The organism is Pseudomonas sp. 51_B (assembly GCF_017491595.1).
Classification (GTDB): Bacteria; Pseudomonadota; Gammaproteobacteria; order Pseudomonadales; family Pseudomonadaceae; genus Aquipseudomonas; species Aquipseudomonas promysalinigenes.
In genome coordinates, this window is sequence record NZ_JAFGYW010000018.1 from 81174 (window position 1) to 95427 (window position 14254).

Consider the following 14254-nt stretch of genomic DNA (forward strand, 5'->3'; position numbering starts at 1 on the left):
GCTCACTCCAGGAACAGACAGGCAGGTTGTTCGAGCAGGCCGCGCACGGCCTGGATGAACTGCGCGGCGTCCATGCCATCGACCACCCGGTGGTCGAATGAGCTGGACAGGTTCATCATCTTGCGCACGACGATCTGGCCGTCGATCACCACCGGCCGTTCGACGATACGGTTGACGCCGACGATCGCCACTTCCGGTGTGTTGACCACCGGTGTGCTGACGATGCCGCCCAAGGCACCGAGGCTGGTCAGGGTGATGGTCGAACCGGTCAACTCTTCACGGCTGGCCTTGTTGCTGCGCGCAGCGTTGGCCAGGCGTGCGATCTCGCTAGCGTTGGCCCACAGGCTGGCGGCTTCGGCGTGGCGCAACACCGGGACCATCAAACCGTTTTCCCCCTGGGTGGCGATGCCCACATGCACCGCGCCATGGCGGGTGATGACCTGTGCTTCGTCGTCGTATGTGGCGTTGATCTGCGGGTAGTCGCGCAGGGCTACCACCAGAGCGCGTACCAGAAACGGCAGCAGCGTCAGCTTGCCACGCGTGTCGCCATGCTTGGCGTTGAGCTGCTGGCGCAGGGCCTCCACGGCGGTGACGTCGATCTCTTCTACGTAACTGAAATGCGCGACCCGGCGCTTGGCATCCTGCATGCGCTGGGCGATCTTGCGGCGCAGGCCGATCACCGGCACCTGCTCGCTGTCGGTGCGCTTGGCATAGCCCTGCGGGGCCTGGCCGGCAGCGCTGTGCGGCTTGCTCATGAACGCGTCGAGGTCTTCGTGCAGGATGCGCCCGGCCGGGCCGCTGCCATGCACATAGCGCAACTCGATGCCGGCATCCAGTGCGCGTTTGCGCACGGCAGGCGAAGCCAGCGGTTTGTCGCCAGGCTGGCGCGGCACGATCGGCGCTTGGGCAAGCTGCGCCGGGGTATGCGCGGCTACGGGTTGGATGGCCTGTGGCTCAGGCTTGGGCGCAACGGTTGCACTGGGAGCCTGCGCCACGTTGGCCTGCGGCACCTCGACATGGTTGCCGCCGCCTTCGACCTCGATGCGGATCAGCTCGCTGCCGACCGCCATCACTTCGCCCGGCTGGCCGCCCAAGGCCAATACTTTGCCGCTGACCGGCGAGGGGATTTCCACCGTCGCCTTGTCGGTCATGACGTCGGCCACTACCTGGTCCTCAGCGATGATGTCACCGACTTTGACGAACCATTCCACCAACTCGACCTGCGCGATGCCTTCGCCAATGTCCGGCATCTTGATGACGTGCGTGCCCATTCAGACCTCCATGACCCGTTTCAATGCCGCGCCCACCCGCGATGGGCCTGGGAAGTACGCCCATTCCTGTGCGTGGGGGTAGGGGGTGTCCCAACCGGTGACACGCTCGATCGGCGCTTCGAGGTGGTGGAAGCAGTGCTCCTGCACCAGCGACACCAGTTCGGCGCCGAAGCCGCAGGTACGTGTGGCCTCGTGGACCACTACACAGCGGCCGGTTTTTTTCACCGACGCGACGATGGTTTCCAGGTCCAGCGGCCACAAGCTGCGCAGGTCGATGACTTCAGCATCCACACCGGTTTCCTCGGCAGCCACCTGGGCCACGTACACCGTAGTGCCATAAGTCAGCACGGTCACGTCGTTGCCGGGACGGGTGATAGCCGCCTTGTCCAGCGGAACGCTGTAGTAACCGTCGGGCACAGCGCTCTGCGGGTGTTTCGACCAGGGGGTGACAGGGCGGTCGTGATGGCCGTCGAACGGGCCGTTGTATAGGCGTTTGGGCTCCAGGAAGATCACGGGGTCGTCGCATTCGATCGAAGCGATCAGCAAGCCTTTGGCGTCGTATGGGTTGGACGGCATGACCGTGCGCAGGCCGCAGACCTGGGTGAACATCGCTTCGGGGCTCTGGCTGTGGGTCTGGCCGCCGTAGATGCCGCCACCGCAGGGCATGCGCAAGGTCAGCGGGGCGATGAACTCGCCGGCCGAGCGGTAACGCAGGCGGGCCATTTCCGAGACGATCTGGTCGGAGGCCGGGTAGAAGTAGTCGGCGAACTGGATTTCCACCACCGGGCGCAAGCCATAAGCGCCCATGCCAACGGCAGTGCCGACGATGCCGCTTTCCGAGATCGGCGCGTCGAACACGCGCGACTTGCCATACTTGGTCTGCAGGCCTTCGGTACAACGGAAAACCCCGCCAAAGTAACCGACGTCCTGGCCGTATATCACCACATTGTCGTCGCGTTCGAGCATGACATCCATGGCCGAGCGCAAGGCCTGGATCATGGTCAGTGTGCTGGTGGCCATGGCGGTTTCCGGGTTGATGCTGTTGTTGTGATCGTTCATTTCAGACCCCTAGTTCCTGGCGCTGACGGCGTAGGTGCTCAGGCATGTCCTTGTAGACGTCTTCGAACATCGACGCCGCGCTGGGAATGTGGCCATTGGCAAGCGTGCCGTACTGTTCCGCCTCTTTCTGCGCCGCGATCACTGCTGCTTCGAACTCGGCGGTGGTGGCCTGATGTTCTTCCTCGGACCAGTGACCGGTCTTGATCAGGTGCTGCTTGAGGCGGGCGATCGGGTCGCCCAGTGGGAAGTGGCTCCAGTCATCGGCCGGGCGGTACTTGGACGGGTCGTCGGACGTCGAGTGCGGGCCGGCGCGGTAGGTCACCCACTCGATCAGCGACGGGCCAAGGCCACGGCGGGCGCGTTCGGCGGCCCAGCGCGAGGCGGCGTAGACGGCGACGAAGTCATTACCGTCGACCCGCAGCGAGGCGATGCCGCAACCCACACCACGGCCGGCGAAGGTGGTCTGTTCACCACCCGCGATCGCCTGGAAGGTGGAGATCGCCCATTGGTTGTTGACCACATTGAGGATCACCGGGGCGCGGTAAACGTGGGCGAAGGTCAGGGCGGTGTGGAAGTCCGACTCGGCGGTAGCGCCGTCACCGATCCAGGCCGAAGCGATCTTGGTATCACCCTTGATCGCCGAGGCCATGGCCCAGCCCACTGCTTGCACGAACTGGGTCGCCAGGTTGCCGCTGATGGTGAAGAACCCAGCATCGCGTACCGAGTACATGATGGGAAGCTGGCGGCCCTTGAGCGGGTCGCGCTCGTTGGACAGCAGCTGGCAGATCATGTCCACCAGGGACACGTCGCGGGCCATCAGAATGCTTTGCTGGCGGTAGGTGGGGAAGCACATGTCGGTGCGGTTGAGCGCCAGTGCCTGGGCGCTGCCGATGGCTTCCTCGCCCAGGCTCTGCATGTAGAACGACATCTTTTTCTGGCGCTGGGCAACCACCATGCGGCTGTCGAAGATGCGTGTCTTGAGCATCGCACGCATGCCTTGGCGCAGCACCTGGGGGTCGATGTCATCGGCCCATGGGCCCTGGGCGTCACCGTGTTCATCGAGTACGCGGACCAGGCTATAGGAGAGGTCGGCGGTGTCGGCGGCGTCTACATCGATTGGGGGTTTACGGACTTTGCCTGCGTCGTTCAGGCGCAGGTAGGAGAAATCGGTCTGGCAGCCTGGCCGGCCGGTGGGCTCGGGCACATGCAAACGCAGGGGGGCGTACTCGTTCATGCTTTTTACGCTCGCTCGGATGTTGTTTTTGTGAGCTCTGAAGCGGTCGCCGCTGACTACCGGCTTGTGACTGGCAGGTCAGCGTCACTTACATCTTAGTGGCAGGGCGAAAGAATTTTTCTCTCAAGTTGATTGCCTTTGTCTGACAGGGGAGATAAACATTCCGCATAAGCACAAAAAACCGGTGAATTTGTCTCATGCGCAAGCTCGATCGTATCGATATCGGCATTCTCAACAGCCTTCAGGACAACGCCCGCATCACCAATGCCGAGCTGGCGCGCTCGGTGAACTTGTCGCCCACGCCCTGTTTCAACCGGGTCAAGGCGATGGAGGAACTGGGGGTGATTCGCCAGCAGGTCACCTTGCTGTCGCCCCAGGTGCTGGGCCTGGACGTGAACGTGTTCATCCATGTCAGCCTGGAGAAACAGGTCGAGCAGGCCTTGCACCGCTTCGAGGAAGAAATCGCCGAGCGGCCAGAGGTGATGGAGTGCTACCTGATGACGGGAGATCCGGACTACCTGCTGCGGGTGCTGCTGCCGAGTATCCAGGCCCTGGAACGGTTCCTCGATTATTTGACGCGCTTGCCAGGGGTGGCCAACATCCGCTCAAGCTTTGCCCTCAAGCAGGTGCGCTACAAGACCGCTTTACCGTTGCCTGCCAATGGCATGACCTTGCGCGAATAGGCCGGCACAGTCTATGCGAGAGGGTGCTTGATATTTTAAACACCCCTAGCCTATGTTGTGGCCAGCCCATAACAACAAGGACAAGCGTCATGACCACCGCCGCCCACCGCTCGCCTGCCGAGATCCTCCAGGGCATTGACCAGATCGAATGCGTCACCCCCGACCTCAACGGGGTCCCCCGTGGAAAAGTGATGACCGCCGAAGGCTTCCTCGAAGGCCGCCGCTTGCAGATGGCCCGGGGTGTGCTTTTGCAATGCATCATGGGGGGTTACCCTCCAGCGCGTTTCTACGGCAGTGATGACGGTGACCTGGCGTTGGTGGCCGAGCCTGCACAGATCCATCGCCTGCCATGGAGCGAAGAGGGCCTGGCGCTGGCTATCTGTGATGCCAACGAACTTGACGGCATGCCCTCTGGGCTGTCCACGCGGGGCCTGCTAAAAGCGGTGATCGCCCGCTATGCAGCCCTGGGGTTGGCACCGGTGGTGGCGACCGAGCTTGAGTTCTTCGTCTTTGCCCACAACGCCGACCCGCTGCAGCCCTTCCAGCCCCCGCTTGGCAGGGACGGCCGCCGTGAGCTTGGGCATTCGGCGTTCAGCGTCAGCTCCAACAACGGCCTGCGCCCATTCTTCCAGGAGGTCTACCAATGCATGGCGGCCCTGGGCCTGCCACGCGACACCTTCATGCATGAAATGGGCGTGAGCCAGTTCGAGATCAACTTGCTGCACGGCGACCCGCTGCTGCTGGCCGACCAGACCTTCCTGTTCAAGCACCTGCTCAAAGAGGTGGCCCTAAAGCACGGGCTGACTGTGGTGTGCATGGCCAAACCGTTGGCACATACCCCGGGCAGTTCCATGCATATTCACCAGAGCCTGGTGGAGATCGCCAGCGGGCGGAATGTATTCAGCGACCAGAAAGGCGAGGCGACCGAGGCGTTTTACCACTTCATCGGTGGCCAGCAGGCGTGCATGGCCGACTTCACCGCATTGTTCGCGCCCAACGTCAACTCCTACCAGCGCTTGTGCCACCCTTATGCTTCGCCGAACAATGCCTGCTGGTCCGAGGACAACCGCGCTGCAGGCCTGCGCATCCCTGCCAGCGCCCCGGTGGCGCGACGGGTGGAAAACCGCTTGCCGGGCGCCGACGCCAACCCCTACCTGGCCATCGCTGCCAGCTTGGCCGCGGGCCTGCATGGCATCGAACAGCGCCTGCAGCCCACCCCGGCGATCCAGGGCGAGTTCCAGGTGCCGGAGCACTTGAGTCTGCCTTGCACCTTGCATGCAGCACTGGAGCGCCTCAAGCGCAGTGCGTTGGCCCGGGAACTGTTCGGCAATGAGTTCATCGAAGGCTACGTTGCGAGCAAGACCCTTGAACTTACGGACTTCTTCAACGAAATCACGCCATGGGAGCGACGCGTGCTGGCCGCACAGGCCTGAGCGCGACACCCTTGGCACTGGCCGCGCCGCTGTCAGCCGATTTGGCTGGCGCAGGACTGCATTACGGCCGTTTTGCTTTTATGCTTGCGGCAAGCCAACGCCACCTGACCAGGGAGTTCGACGGGACGTATGCGAAACATCTGGAAGCCCTTTCAGTCGCTGTATTTTGCCGCCTTGATGATGCTGATCGGCTCCGGCCTGCTGAGCACTTACTTGGCGCTGCGCCTAGCGGCCGAGCATGTCGATAGCCTGTGGGTAGGTGCGTTGATGGCAGCCAACTACTTTGGTCTGGCGGTAGGCGGCAAGGTCGGCCACCGGCTTATCGGTAGGGTTGGGCACATTCGAGCCTATGCCACGTGCGCCGGCATCGTCGGTGCGGCGGTGCTCGGCCATGGCCTGACCAGCTGGCTGCCGGTATGGGTCGGGCTGAGGATGATCGTCGGCCTGGGCATGATGTGCCAGTACATGGTCATCGAAAGCTGGCTCAATGAGCAGGCCGACGCCAAGCATCGGGGTGCGGTGTTCAGCGGCTACATGATCGCCTCCTACCTTGGCCTTGTGCTTGGCCAGCTGATTCTGGTGGTACACCCGCAACTGGGCCCTGAGCTGCTGATGCTGGTAGCCATGTGCTTCGCCTTGTGCCTGGTGCCGGTAGCGATGACCCGACGCATCCACCCAGCGCCGCTGCGCCCGGCACCGATGGAACCAAAGTTCTTCATCAAGCGGGTACCGCAGTCGCTCAGTACGGTACTGGGTTCGGGCCTGATCGTCGGCTCGTTCTATGGCTTGGCGCCGCTGTACGCGTCCAGTCAAGGCATGTCGACCGAACAGATTGGTCTGTTCATGGGTTGCTGCATCTTTGCCGGGCTGCTGGTGCAGTGGCCGCTTGGCTGGCTGTCCGACCGGTATGACCGTGCTGTGCTGATTCGTAGCGTCGCAGTGGGTTTGGCAGTGGCGTCGGCGCCGCTCGCGCTGTTGCCCAGCGTGCCGCTTGAGGTGCTGTTCGGCATTGGCTTCGTGATTTCCCTGCTGCAATTTTGCCTGTACCCGCTGGCGGTGGCGTTCTCCAATGACCATGTCGAGAGCGAGCGGCGGGTTTCGTTGACGGCCATGCTGCTGGTCACCTATGGCGTGGGTGCCTGTATCGGGCCCTTGGCGGCGGGTGTTCTGATGAAAGTATTCGGGGCGCAGATGCTCTACGCATTCTTCGCATTCTTCGCCCTGGTGCTGGTCTGGCGCATCCGGCCAAAAGCCGTTACCGGGCTGCACCAGGTGCAGGATGCTCCACTGGGGCACGTGGCCATGCCAGCGGCCGGCTCGCCACTGTCGGCGGCCCTCGACCCCCGTGTGGATGAGCAGACCGTGCAGGACGTGATGCAGACCCCAGTTGCGGCTGAGGATACCGAAGAAGAGGAAAAGGCGGGGGTAGAGGCGGCGCCGGGGCACGTCGAGCGGCCGGTGTAATCGAACTGCCAGCAAGCAGGCCCCGTGCCTGATTGCTGGCAGGCTGCAATGTCACTAGTGCTTGAGCTCTATATTGCGCAGCTGCAGCGTCAGCACTTCGCCCTGTTTGTCGCCGGCATTGAGAAACCACAAACGCAGATTGTCACTGTCCTTGTTGCTGACGTGCCTATAGGGCACAACTGACACCCTGTGGCCCTGCAAGTCGCGCAGGTGGAAATCGATATGCTCGGCGCTTGCCACATCACCGTCCCAGGGTTGCAGCAATTCGATCTTCCATTTGTTGCGCGACTGCGAAAACAGATCGTGGGGCAAGTCCAATAACCTGCCCAACACGTGAGTGCCGTAAAGGCCCAGCCAGCCATTGCCGTTTTTGGCGAGCCTTGCGTCTTGGTACTCCCAGGAAGTGTCGCATTTGATCTTGTAGTAGATGCGGTTACGTCCTTTTTCCACGAAGGCGAACTCGAAGCGTATGGGCTTGAAGCTGGAGGTGCCCCGCAAGTGGTGCTCTGTGCACAGCCAGCCATCGACGTCCAAAGAGAGCGTTGGGTGCACCCAGATGGGGGTTTCAACTACCCCGATACGGCCATAGTGGCAATGCAGTTCAGCGGTGAATGTCGATTGAATCATGCTAGGCCTCGTTCCTGATGCGCCTGTTGCAGGCTTAGGGCGCTCTACAGTAGGAAGTCGGTCAATCACGCGTAATGGGGAAACCCTACGCCAATCGGCAAACGAAAACGCCACCCGGTGGGTGGCGTTCGGCGAGTGCGGCTCGGTTCAATAATCGTCTTTATCGAAACGCCGAGCCTCACGCTGTAACTGGTAGACGAAACTTTCGACCTTGCGCTGGGCTTGACCTGTGAGGTTATGAAAGCGCACGCCAGCAAAGGTGGTGTTGATCCGCTCTTCGAAGTGCAGATGGCGCAGTTCCACCATGGTATCAACCAGGCCTAGCGGGTTGCTGGCCTTGAAGCGTTCGTACACTTGGCCCAGTTGCAGGCGGTCCTCGACGTTACCGTCGAAGCGCAGCTTGCAGCCGGTGGCCGAAATATCCAGCAGCTTGCCGCGCAAGGCACCGTTACCCTTGAGGTAGCTGCCATCGAGAATGATGTCGACCAACTGCGACAGCTTGAGCGCTGCACGGAATGCGTTGCGGCGCTGGTGGTAGGTCATTTCTTCGGGCATCGCACCGCGGTAGCAGCGATGACCATCGACCTCACTGATTTTCAACTGCTGGTCGCATTCCCAGGCGATGCGCACACCGTCGTGGAAGCCTTCGATGCGGAACGCTTCGCCGTTCTCGATGAATTTTTCGCCATCGCGCGGAATCATTTCATCCAGGGCCAGCGCATTGCTGTCACGGTCTACGTGCACCACGTAACTCTGGAACCGCTGGCTGCGCTCGTGGAAGGTGATGATCAGCGGATCGTGGCTTTCTTGTAGTAGGCGCAGGTTGGCCGCGATCTCCAAGGGCGTGTTCAGCACCTTTGGCGGTTGCGGGGCATCGGCTTCATTGAACACGGGTTATCAATCTCCAGGCAAAAACGACACACGCAAGTAACGGCATTTTGCCAGTATGTTCCGTGCCTTGATAGAAATAATCACACCTGGCTGAGCGCCCGGGGCTTGGCTAGTGGGGAGGTGGTGCCACGGCTGTCGTAGAGCGATGGCGCTTCACCGCCCTGAAGGATATTGATCTGGTTGGCCGTGACGTGTTGTTGCACTTGAATCATCCGGCCGTTGGTCTCGTTGACCTTCTGGCACGCCGTCATCAACTGGTTCAGCACTTCGAGCTGCTGCATGATCAGCTCGCCGTTGTCCGACTGAGCGGCCAGTGCCTGCACACCGGCACGGTTGGCACTAAGGCCAAGGCTGGTGAGCAGGTTGTTGCGACGCATGCCTTGCTGCTCGAGCAGAACGATCAGCGACTGCTTGCGCGCCAGGATACCCTCCAGCGGAGCCATGTCGCGGCCGTGCAGGGCCATCGACTCCTGCTGGAGCAGGTCGAGCAGTTCCTGGGTCGGTGCGATGTCGTCTTCGATCAGTTGCAGCAAAGTGATGTCGTGCATGGCTAACTCTTTGGCTTTACATAGCGTCCGTGAAGTCAGCGCGACGAACGGTCAGCGCTGGGCTTCGAAATCGAGCAGTTTGCTGGCGACATGGCCGGCGTCGACCTGGTAGCTGCCGTCTGCGATGGCCTGCTTCAACTGCGCCACGCGGGCACTGTTGACGACGGGCTGGTCGCGCAGCTTGTCGCTGACCTGTTGCAACTGCTGGGCCTCTTGGCTGAGGTGTACCGCTTCTCCGCTGGCGCTGGCGCCTTTGGGCGCTTCTTTGGCTTCGCCGGTTTTTTCGGCGTTGCCGGACGTGGCGTTGCCACGAACGCCACCCGTGATGGACGGAGAGTTGTTCAAACGACTTAAGTCGATGGCCATGATCGCAAACCTCTGGGTATTTGGACGCTTGCCTTGTTTTCGGCCAACCCGAAATAAACTTTAGGCATTAATGCGTAGCCGCCTGTCAGCAAGCCCGCGAACCCGTTTGCGCACAGTTTAGGAAAAGCCGCAGCGCACTGCCAGCGTAATCTACATGGCGACCTCGACGTGGCCTGGGCCGGTCACCCGGGCTTTGACCACCCGCTGCGAATTGAGGTTGCGCACGCGGATCTGCTCGCCTTCGCCACCTTTGGCCAGCGCTTCGCCGGGCATGCGCACGCTCAGCGAGCCACTGCGCGCGGTAATCACGACATGATCGCCCTTGCGCACCACCTCAGCCTGTTCAAGGTGCTGCGGCGTGAGTACCTGGTCGAGCACTGTGGGGCGTAGCATTTTCATGCCCACCGCCTGATCCAGTTCGGTGAGAAAACCCTGGTTCAGCGTGCCGACATCGCGCTCGCGCAACGCGACATCGTTCTCGCCGACCACGTTGTCACGTTTGAGTGGCCGAGTGACCACCACCACCTCGCGAAATAGCTTCACCGTTGCCGGTACGAAGATGGTCCAGGGCGCGCTGCCGTTGCAGCGCACCCGCACGGTCACCCGCCCCAGCGGTTGTGCAGGGCTTTCCAGCGACGCGTCCAGTTGCTGACTGCACAGGGGCATGCGTAGGCGCGGGTCGAGCGGGTTGACCTGAATTTCGTAGCGCCCTGGGGTTTGCGTGGTCGCCAGATAGTCCTCGACACTGAATTCAAGAAACCCTTGGGTGACACCGATAAGCTGTTCAGGCAAGGTAACCGCGTCCGCCAGTGTGCGAGCGCCAGGTGCCAGCAGGCATAGCGTGGCGAGCAAGCCGCTCAGCAGGTGCGTCAGTCGTCGGAAATTTGTCGTTTTCGTGTACATGACGCTCAAAAAAGCAAAGCCCGTGCCGACTTGCTGAGCAAGTGGCACCAAAAAGGCAGAAAGCATAAGGAGTCAGGCATGGCGGGGGTAATGGATTCAGTCAACCAGCGTACGCAGCTGGTTGGGCAGAATCGCCTGGAATTGCTGCTGTTCCGTCTCAATGGAGCGCAGCTTTACGGCATCAACGTGTTCAAGGTCCGCGAGGTGCTGCAATGCCCTGAGCTGACCCTGTTGCCCAAGTCTCACCGAGTTGTGCGAGGTGTGGCCAACATTCGCGGGGCGACCATCCCGATCCTCGATTTGTCGATGGCGACCGGCCTGCCAGGCTTGCAGGAAGACACGCGCAACAGTTTCGTGATCATCACCGAGTACAACACCAAGACCCAAGGGTTTCTGGTTCATTCGGTCGAGCGTATCGTCAACATGAACTGGGAAGAGATCCATCCACCACCCAAGGGCACTGGGCGCGACCATTACCTGACGGCCGTTACCCGGGTCGACAACCGCATGGTCGAAATCATCGACGTGGAGAAGGTGCTGGCCGAGGTGGCACCGTCGTCCGAATCGGTGTCTGCCGGTGTGGTCGATGCCGAGGTGCAGGACAAGGCCACTTTGTTGCGCGTGCTTACCGTCGACGATTCGTCGGTGGCGCGCAAGCAGGTCAGCCGCTGCCTGCAGACGGTGGGGGTGGAGGTGGTTGCACTCAACGATGGTCGTCAGGCCCTGGATTACCTGCGCAAGCTGGTGGAGGAGGGCAAGCGGCCGGAAGAAGAGTTTCTGATGATGATTTCCGACATTGAAATGCCGGAAATGGACGGCTATACGCTTACCGCAGAGATCCGTAGCGATCCGCGTATGCAAAAATTGCACATCTGCCTGCATACTTCGCTGTCCGGGGTATTCAACCAGGCGATGGTCAAGAAAGTCGGTGCCGATGATTTCCTCGCCAAATTCAGGCCGGATGACCTGGCCCAGCGCGTGGTCGACCGAATCAAGGCAACGCATTGAAGCAGCCGGGGGCAGCCCCCCGGCACCAGTGATTGAAAAGAGGCGGCAGTAGTGTCTACGGGTAATTTGGAATTCGAACAGTTCAGGGTATTCCTGGAAAAAGCCTGTGGCATCCTGCTGGGGGAGAATAAGCAGTACCTGGTTTCCAGCCGTCTCAACAAGCTGATGGAGCAACAGGGTATCAAGAGCCTCGGCGAGCTGGTGCAGCGCATTCAGACCCAGCCGCGCGGCGGCCTGCGTGAGCAGGTGGTGGATGCGATGACCACCAACGAGACCCTGTGGTTTCGCGATACCTACCCGTTCGAAGTGCTGAAGAACAAGGTCATACCCGAGTTCATCAAGAACAACCCCGGCCAGCGTCTGCGCATGTGGTCGGCGGCCTGTTCGTCGGGGCAGGAGCCGTATTCGATCTCGATGGCGATCGACGAATTCGAGCGCAGTAACCTTGGCCAGTTGAAGATGGGGGCGCAGATTGTCGCCACCGACCTTTCCGGTTCGATGCTGACCAATTGCAAAAGCGGTGAGTACGATAGCCTGGCAATCGCTCGTGGGTTGTCCCAGGAGCGCTTGCAGCGTTATTTCGACACCAAAGGGCCCGGCCGGTGGGCGGTCAAACCGGCCATCCGTAGCCGAGTCGAGTTCCGCGCTTTCAACCTGCTCGACAGTTACGCCAGCCTGGGCAAGTTCGATATCGTGTTCTGTCGTAATGTGCTGATCTACTTCTCGGCGCAGGTGAAGAAGGACATCCTGATGCGCATCCACAGCACCCTCAAGCCTGGGGGCTATCTGTTCCTCGGTGCCTCGGAGGCGCTGAATGGGTTGCCGGACCATTACCAGATGGTCCAGTGCAGCCCCGGTATCATCTACCAGGCCAAGTGAGTGCGATGGCCGGCAATGCAAATTGCCGGCTTTTTTTATTTGCCTATGCCTGCCCTCTCGCGGTTCAACCCGCGAATCGTGGCGTTGCGGTTTGACGTCAATTTTTTGATTTGCCGCTTTTGCCACCCCTCAATTGCCGCTTTTCCCTGGCCAAGCGGAAGCACTTTGCCGCTTTTCTGGCATCGGGCCAGCAGCTGAATACACCGCAGCCCAGTGTTTGCGCAGTTTCAGGTCGTTGGCACAACCCTTGCTATGACTTGCTCAACGAAATTCCGGCCAACCTTCGAAGGTTTACCCGATTATGAGCATCAGTTTCGACAAGGCGCTTGGCATTCACGAAAAAGCCCTGGGTTTTCGCGCCCAGCGTGCCGAAGTGTTGGCCAACAACATCGCCAACGCCGACACGCCCAACTACAAGGCGCGTGACTTGGACTTCTCTTCGGTGCTTGCCGCCGAGAGTCAGAAGCAGCAAAGCGGGCGCTTTGCCATGGACCGTACCAATAGCCGGCATATCGAGGCCCACGGGCTGGCAATGGCTGACGACAGCTTGCAGTACCGCGTGCCAACTCAGCCCTCGGTGGACCAGAACACCGTGGATGCCCAGATCGAGCAATCGAACTACACCGAAAACGCCATCGGGTTCCAGGCCAGCTTCACCCTGCTCAATAGTAAATTCAAAGGGCTGGTGTCGGCCCTGCGCGGAGAGTAATTCATGTCCCTTTCCAGTGTTTTCAACATCGCCGGCAGCGGCATGAGCGCGCAGAACACTCGCCTCAACACCGTCGCCTCGAACATCGCCAACGCCGAAACCGTGTCCTCGAGCATCGACCAGACCTACCGTGCTCGCCACCCGGTATTCGCCACCACCTTCCAGAACGCACAGAACGGCACCAGCCAGTCGCTGTTCGAGGATCAGGGCGAGGCGGGGCAGGGCGTGCAGGTCAAGGGCATCGTCGAAGACCAGAGCAACCTGGAGGCGCGTTACGAGCCTAACCACCCGGCGGCGAACAAGGACGGCTACGTCTACTACCCCAACGTCAATGTGGTGGAAGAGATGGCTGACATGATCTCGGCCAGCCGCGCGTTCCAGACCAACGCCGAGCTGATGAACACCGCCAAGAACATGATGCAGAAGGTTCTGACCCTGGGTCAGTGATAAGGAATTGCGACGATGGCCATCGATACTTCGACCACCGGTGTCAACCTCAATGACGTGCTGGCGGCCTCGGGTGTAAGCACCGGTACCACCAAGAAAACCGCCACAGACACAACTTCCCAGACGGGCAACAGCACGCTGGGCAAGGACGCGTTCTTGCAGCTGCTGGTGACCCAGATGCAGCACCAGAACCCACTCGACCCGCAGGACAACGGTGAGTTCGTCGCCCAGTTGGCACAGTTCAGCAGCCTGGAAGGCATTACCTCGCTCAATGAATCGGTTACCAACATCACCAGTGCCATGGCCTCGTCCCAGGCCCTGCAGGCTTCTTCGCTGGTCGGGCGCTCGGTGATCGTGCAGAACGACAAGGCCGTGGTCGACACCGCCGATAGCTTCAATGGCCAGTTCGTCGTACCCCAGGCCATCGATGGGGCGAAGATCACCGTCAAAGACAAGGACGGCAACACCGTCAAGACCATCGAGGTGGGCGAGCAGAAAGCCGGCTACGCCGACTTCATCTGGGATGGCACCAACGCCAGCGGTGAAAAGGTCGATCCGGGCACCTACACCTTCACCGCCAGCACCACCGTCGACGGTCAGTCGGTGCAGATGAATACCCTGCTGCCGGCCAAGGTCACCAGCGTCAGCTTCAACACCACAGGCGAGATGGTGCTCAACCTCGCTGGCGTCGGCAAGGTTTCCCTTGCTGACGTACAAACCATCGGTATCTAA

16 protein-coding genes are annotated in these 14254 nt (G+C 60.9%); 8 read left to right on the forward strand and 8 right to left on the reverse strand.

Going from position 1 to position 14254, the window contains the following annotated elements; translation table 11 throughout:
- Nucleotides 1-2: 2 nt before the first annotated feature.
- The 3 genes from J5M56_RS17930 to J5M56_RS17940 are packed head-to-tail and all read right to left on the reverse strand — an operon-like array spanning nucleotide 3 to nucleotide 3564.
- A complete protein-coding gene (locus J5M56_RS17930; RefSeq protein ID WP_207937469.1) occupies nucleotides 3-1271 on the reverse strand; it encodes a dihydrolipoamide acetyltransferase family protein in 1269 nt (422 codons plus the stop codon).
- Complete coding sequence (locus J5M56_RS17935) at nucleotides 1272-2330, reverse strand: alpha-ketoacid dehydrogenase subunit beta (RefSeq protein ID WP_060476961.1); 1059 nt, start codon at nucleotides 2328-2330, stop codon at nucleotides 1272-1274.
- A 1-nt stretch (nucleotide 2331) separates the two neighbouring features.
- A complete protein-coding gene (locus J5M56_RS17940; RefSeq protein ID WP_060476960.1) occupies nucleotides 2332-3564 on the reverse strand; it encodes a 3-methyl-2-oxobutanoate dehydrogenase (2-methylpropanoyl-transferring) subunit alpha in 1233 nt (410 codons plus the stop codon).
- A gap of 197 nt (nucleotides 3565-3761) precedes the next feature.
- On the opposite strand from J5M56_RS17940, the gene bkdR reads away from it, so the two are divergent.
- From bkdR to J5M56_RS17955, 3 genes are all read left to right on the forward strand, one after another.
- Complete coding sequence (bkdR, locus tag J5M56_RS17945) at nucleotides 3762-4247, forward strand: Bkd operon transcriptional regulator BkdR (protein ID WP_207937470.1); 486 nt, start codon at nucleotides 3762-3764, stop codon at nucleotides 4245-4247.
- Nucleotides 4248-4438: 191 nt separating this feature from the next.
- Nucleotides 4439-5680, forward strand: coding sequence for a glutamine synthetase family protein (locus tag J5M56_RS17950; protein WP_186478829.1), 1242 nt, complete (start codon nucleotides 4439-4441; stop codon nucleotides 5678-5680).
- Nucleotides 5681-5809: 129 nt separating this feature from the next.
- Nucleotides 5810-7144: an MFS transporter gene (locus J5M56_RS17955; RefSeq protein WP_060476957.1), complete on the forward strand. Its 1335-nt coding sequence runs from the start codon at nucleotides 5810-5812 to the stop codon at nucleotides 7142-7144.
- Between the two features lie 54 nt (nucleotides 7145-7198).
- Here J5M56_RS17955 and J5M56_RS17960 read toward each other — a convergent pair whose 3' ends face one another.
- The 5 genes from J5M56_RS17960 to flgA form a co-directional block, all read right to left on the reverse strand.
- Nucleotides 7199-7771 carry a hypothetical protein gene (locus tag J5M56_RS17960; RefSeq protein WP_060476956.1) on the reverse strand — a complete coding sequence of 191 codons (573 nt, stop codon included), beginning with the start codon at nucleotides 7769-7771 and terminating at the stop codon, nucleotides 7199-7201.
- A gap of 147 nt (nucleotides 7772-7918) precedes the next feature.
- On the reverse strand, nucleotides 7919-8662 hold the full coding sequence (locus J5M56_RS17965; RefSeq protein WP_060476955.1) for a flagellar brake protein: 744 nt from the start codon (nucleotides 8660-8662) through the stop codon (nucleotides 7919-7921).
- A gap of 80 nt (nucleotides 8663-8742) precedes the next feature.
- Nucleotides 8743-9210, reverse strand: coding sequence for a flagellar protein FlgN (locus tag J5M56_RS17970; protein WP_207937471.1), 468 nt, complete (start codon nucleotides 9208-9210; stop codon nucleotides 8743-8745).
- A gap of 51 nt (nucleotides 9211-9261) precedes the next feature.
- Nucleotides 9262-9576 (reverse strand): flagellar biosynthesis anti-sigma factor FlgM, encoded by a 315-nt coding sequence (gene flgM / locus J5M56_RS17975; RefSeq protein ID WP_207937472.1) that lies wholly within the window; start codon nucleotides 9574-9576, stop codon nucleotides 9262-9264.
- A gap of 150 nt (nucleotides 9577-9726) precedes the next feature.
- Entirely contained in the window at nucleotides 9727-10479 is a 753-nt protein-coding gene (flgA, locus tag J5M56_RS17980) for a flagellar basal body P-ring formation chaperone FlgA (protein ID WP_060476979.1), read from the reverse strand.
- 78 nt (nucleotides 10480-10557) lie between these two features.
- Between flgA and J5M56_RS17985 the strand changes: the two genes are divergently transcribed.
- The 5 genes from J5M56_RS17985 (at nucleotide 10558) to flgD (ending at nucleotide 14254) form a co-directional block, all read left to right on the forward strand.
- Entirely contained in the window at nucleotides 10558-11487 is a 930-nt protein-coding gene (locus J5M56_RS17985) for a chemotaxis protein CheV (protein ID WP_186478791.1), read from the forward strand.
- A gap of 51 nt (nucleotides 11488-11538) precedes the next feature.
- Nucleotides 11539-12366, forward strand: coding sequence for a protein-glutamate O-methyltransferase CheR (gene cheR, locus J5M56_RS17990; RefSeq protein ID WP_060476951.1), 828 nt, complete (start codon nucleotides 11539-11541; stop codon nucleotides 12364-12366).
- Nucleotides 12367-12667: 301 nt separating this feature from the next.
- Nucleotides 12668-13075, forward strand: a complete 408-nt coding sequence (gene flgB, locus J5M56_RS17995) for a flagellar basal body rod protein FlgB (RefSeq protein ID WP_207937473.1) — start codon at nucleotides 12668-12670, stop codon at nucleotides 13073-13075.
- Nucleotides 13076-13078: 3 nt separating this feature from the next.
- Nucleotides 13079-13522 (forward strand): flagellar basal body rod protein FlgC, encoded by a 444-nt coding sequence (flgC, locus tag J5M56_RS18000; protein ID WP_060476949.1) that lies wholly within the window; start codon nucleotides 13079-13081, stop codon nucleotides 13520-13522.
- Between the two features lie 15 nt (nucleotides 13523-13537).
- Nucleotides 13538-14254 (forward strand): flagellar hook assembly protein FlgD, encoded by a 717-nt coding sequence (gene flgD / locus J5M56_RS18005; protein WP_060476948.1) that lies wholly within the window; start codon nucleotides 13538-13540, stop codon nucleotides 14252-14254.

Excerpts from the sequence above, each read along its gene's own strand:
- J5M56_RS17985 (WP_186478791.1), top strand. The coding sequence starts at position 10,558 with ATGGCGGGGGTAATGGATTCAGTCAACCAGCGTACGCAGCTGGTTGGG.
- flgM (WP_207937472.1), bottom strand. The coding sequence starts at position 9,576 with ATGGCCATCGACTTAAGTCGTTTGAACAACTCTCCGTCCATCACGGGT.
- J5M56_RS17970 (WP_207937471.1), bottom strand. The coding sequence starts at position 9,210 with ATGCACGACATCACTTTGCTGCAACTGATCGAAGACGACATCGCACCG.
- bkdR (WP_207937470.1), top strand. The coding sequence starts at position 3,762 with ATGCGCAAGCTCGATCGTATCGATATCGGCATTCTCAACAGCCTTCAG.
- J5M56_RS17955 (WP_060476957.1), top strand. The coding sequence starts at position 5,810 with ATGCGAAACATCTGGAAGCCCTTTCAGTCGCTGTATTTTGCCGCCTTG.
- flgD (WP_060476948.1), top strand. The coding sequence starts at position 13,538 with ATGGCCATCGATACTTCGACCACCGGTGTCAACCTCAATGACGTGCTG.
- flgC (WP_060476949.1), top strand. The coding sequence starts at position 13,079 with ATGTCCCTTTCCAGTGTTTTCAACATCGCCGGCAGCGGCATGAGCGCG.
- J5M56_RS17960 (WP_060476956.1), bottom strand. The coding sequence starts at position 7,771 with ATGATTCAATCGACATTCACCGCTGAACTGCATTGCCACTATGGCCGT.
- flgA (WP_060476979.1), bottom strand. The coding sequence starts at position 10,479 with ATGTACACGAAAACGACAAATTTCCGACGACTGACGCACCTGCTGAGC.
- J5M56_RS17935 (WP_060476961.1), bottom strand. The coding sequence starts at position 2,330 with ATGAACGATCACAACAACAGCATCAACCCGGAAACCGCCATGGCCACC.
- J5M56_RS17940 (WP_060476960.1), bottom strand. The coding sequence starts at position 3,564 with ATGAACGAGTACGCCCCCCTGCGTTTGCATGTGCCCGAGCCCACCGGC.
- flgB (WP_207937473.1), top strand. The coding sequence starts at position 12,668 with ATGAGCATCAGTTTCGACAAGGCGCTTGGCATTCACGAAAAAGCCCTG.
- J5M56_RS17950 (WP_186478829.1), top strand. The coding sequence starts at position 4,439 with ATGACCGCCGAAGGCTTCCTCGAAGGCCGCCGCTTGCAGATGGCCCGG.
- J5M56_RS17930 (WP_207937469.1), bottom strand. The coding sequence starts at position 1,271 with ATGGGCACGCACGTCATCAAGATGCCGGACATTGGCGAAGGCATCGCG.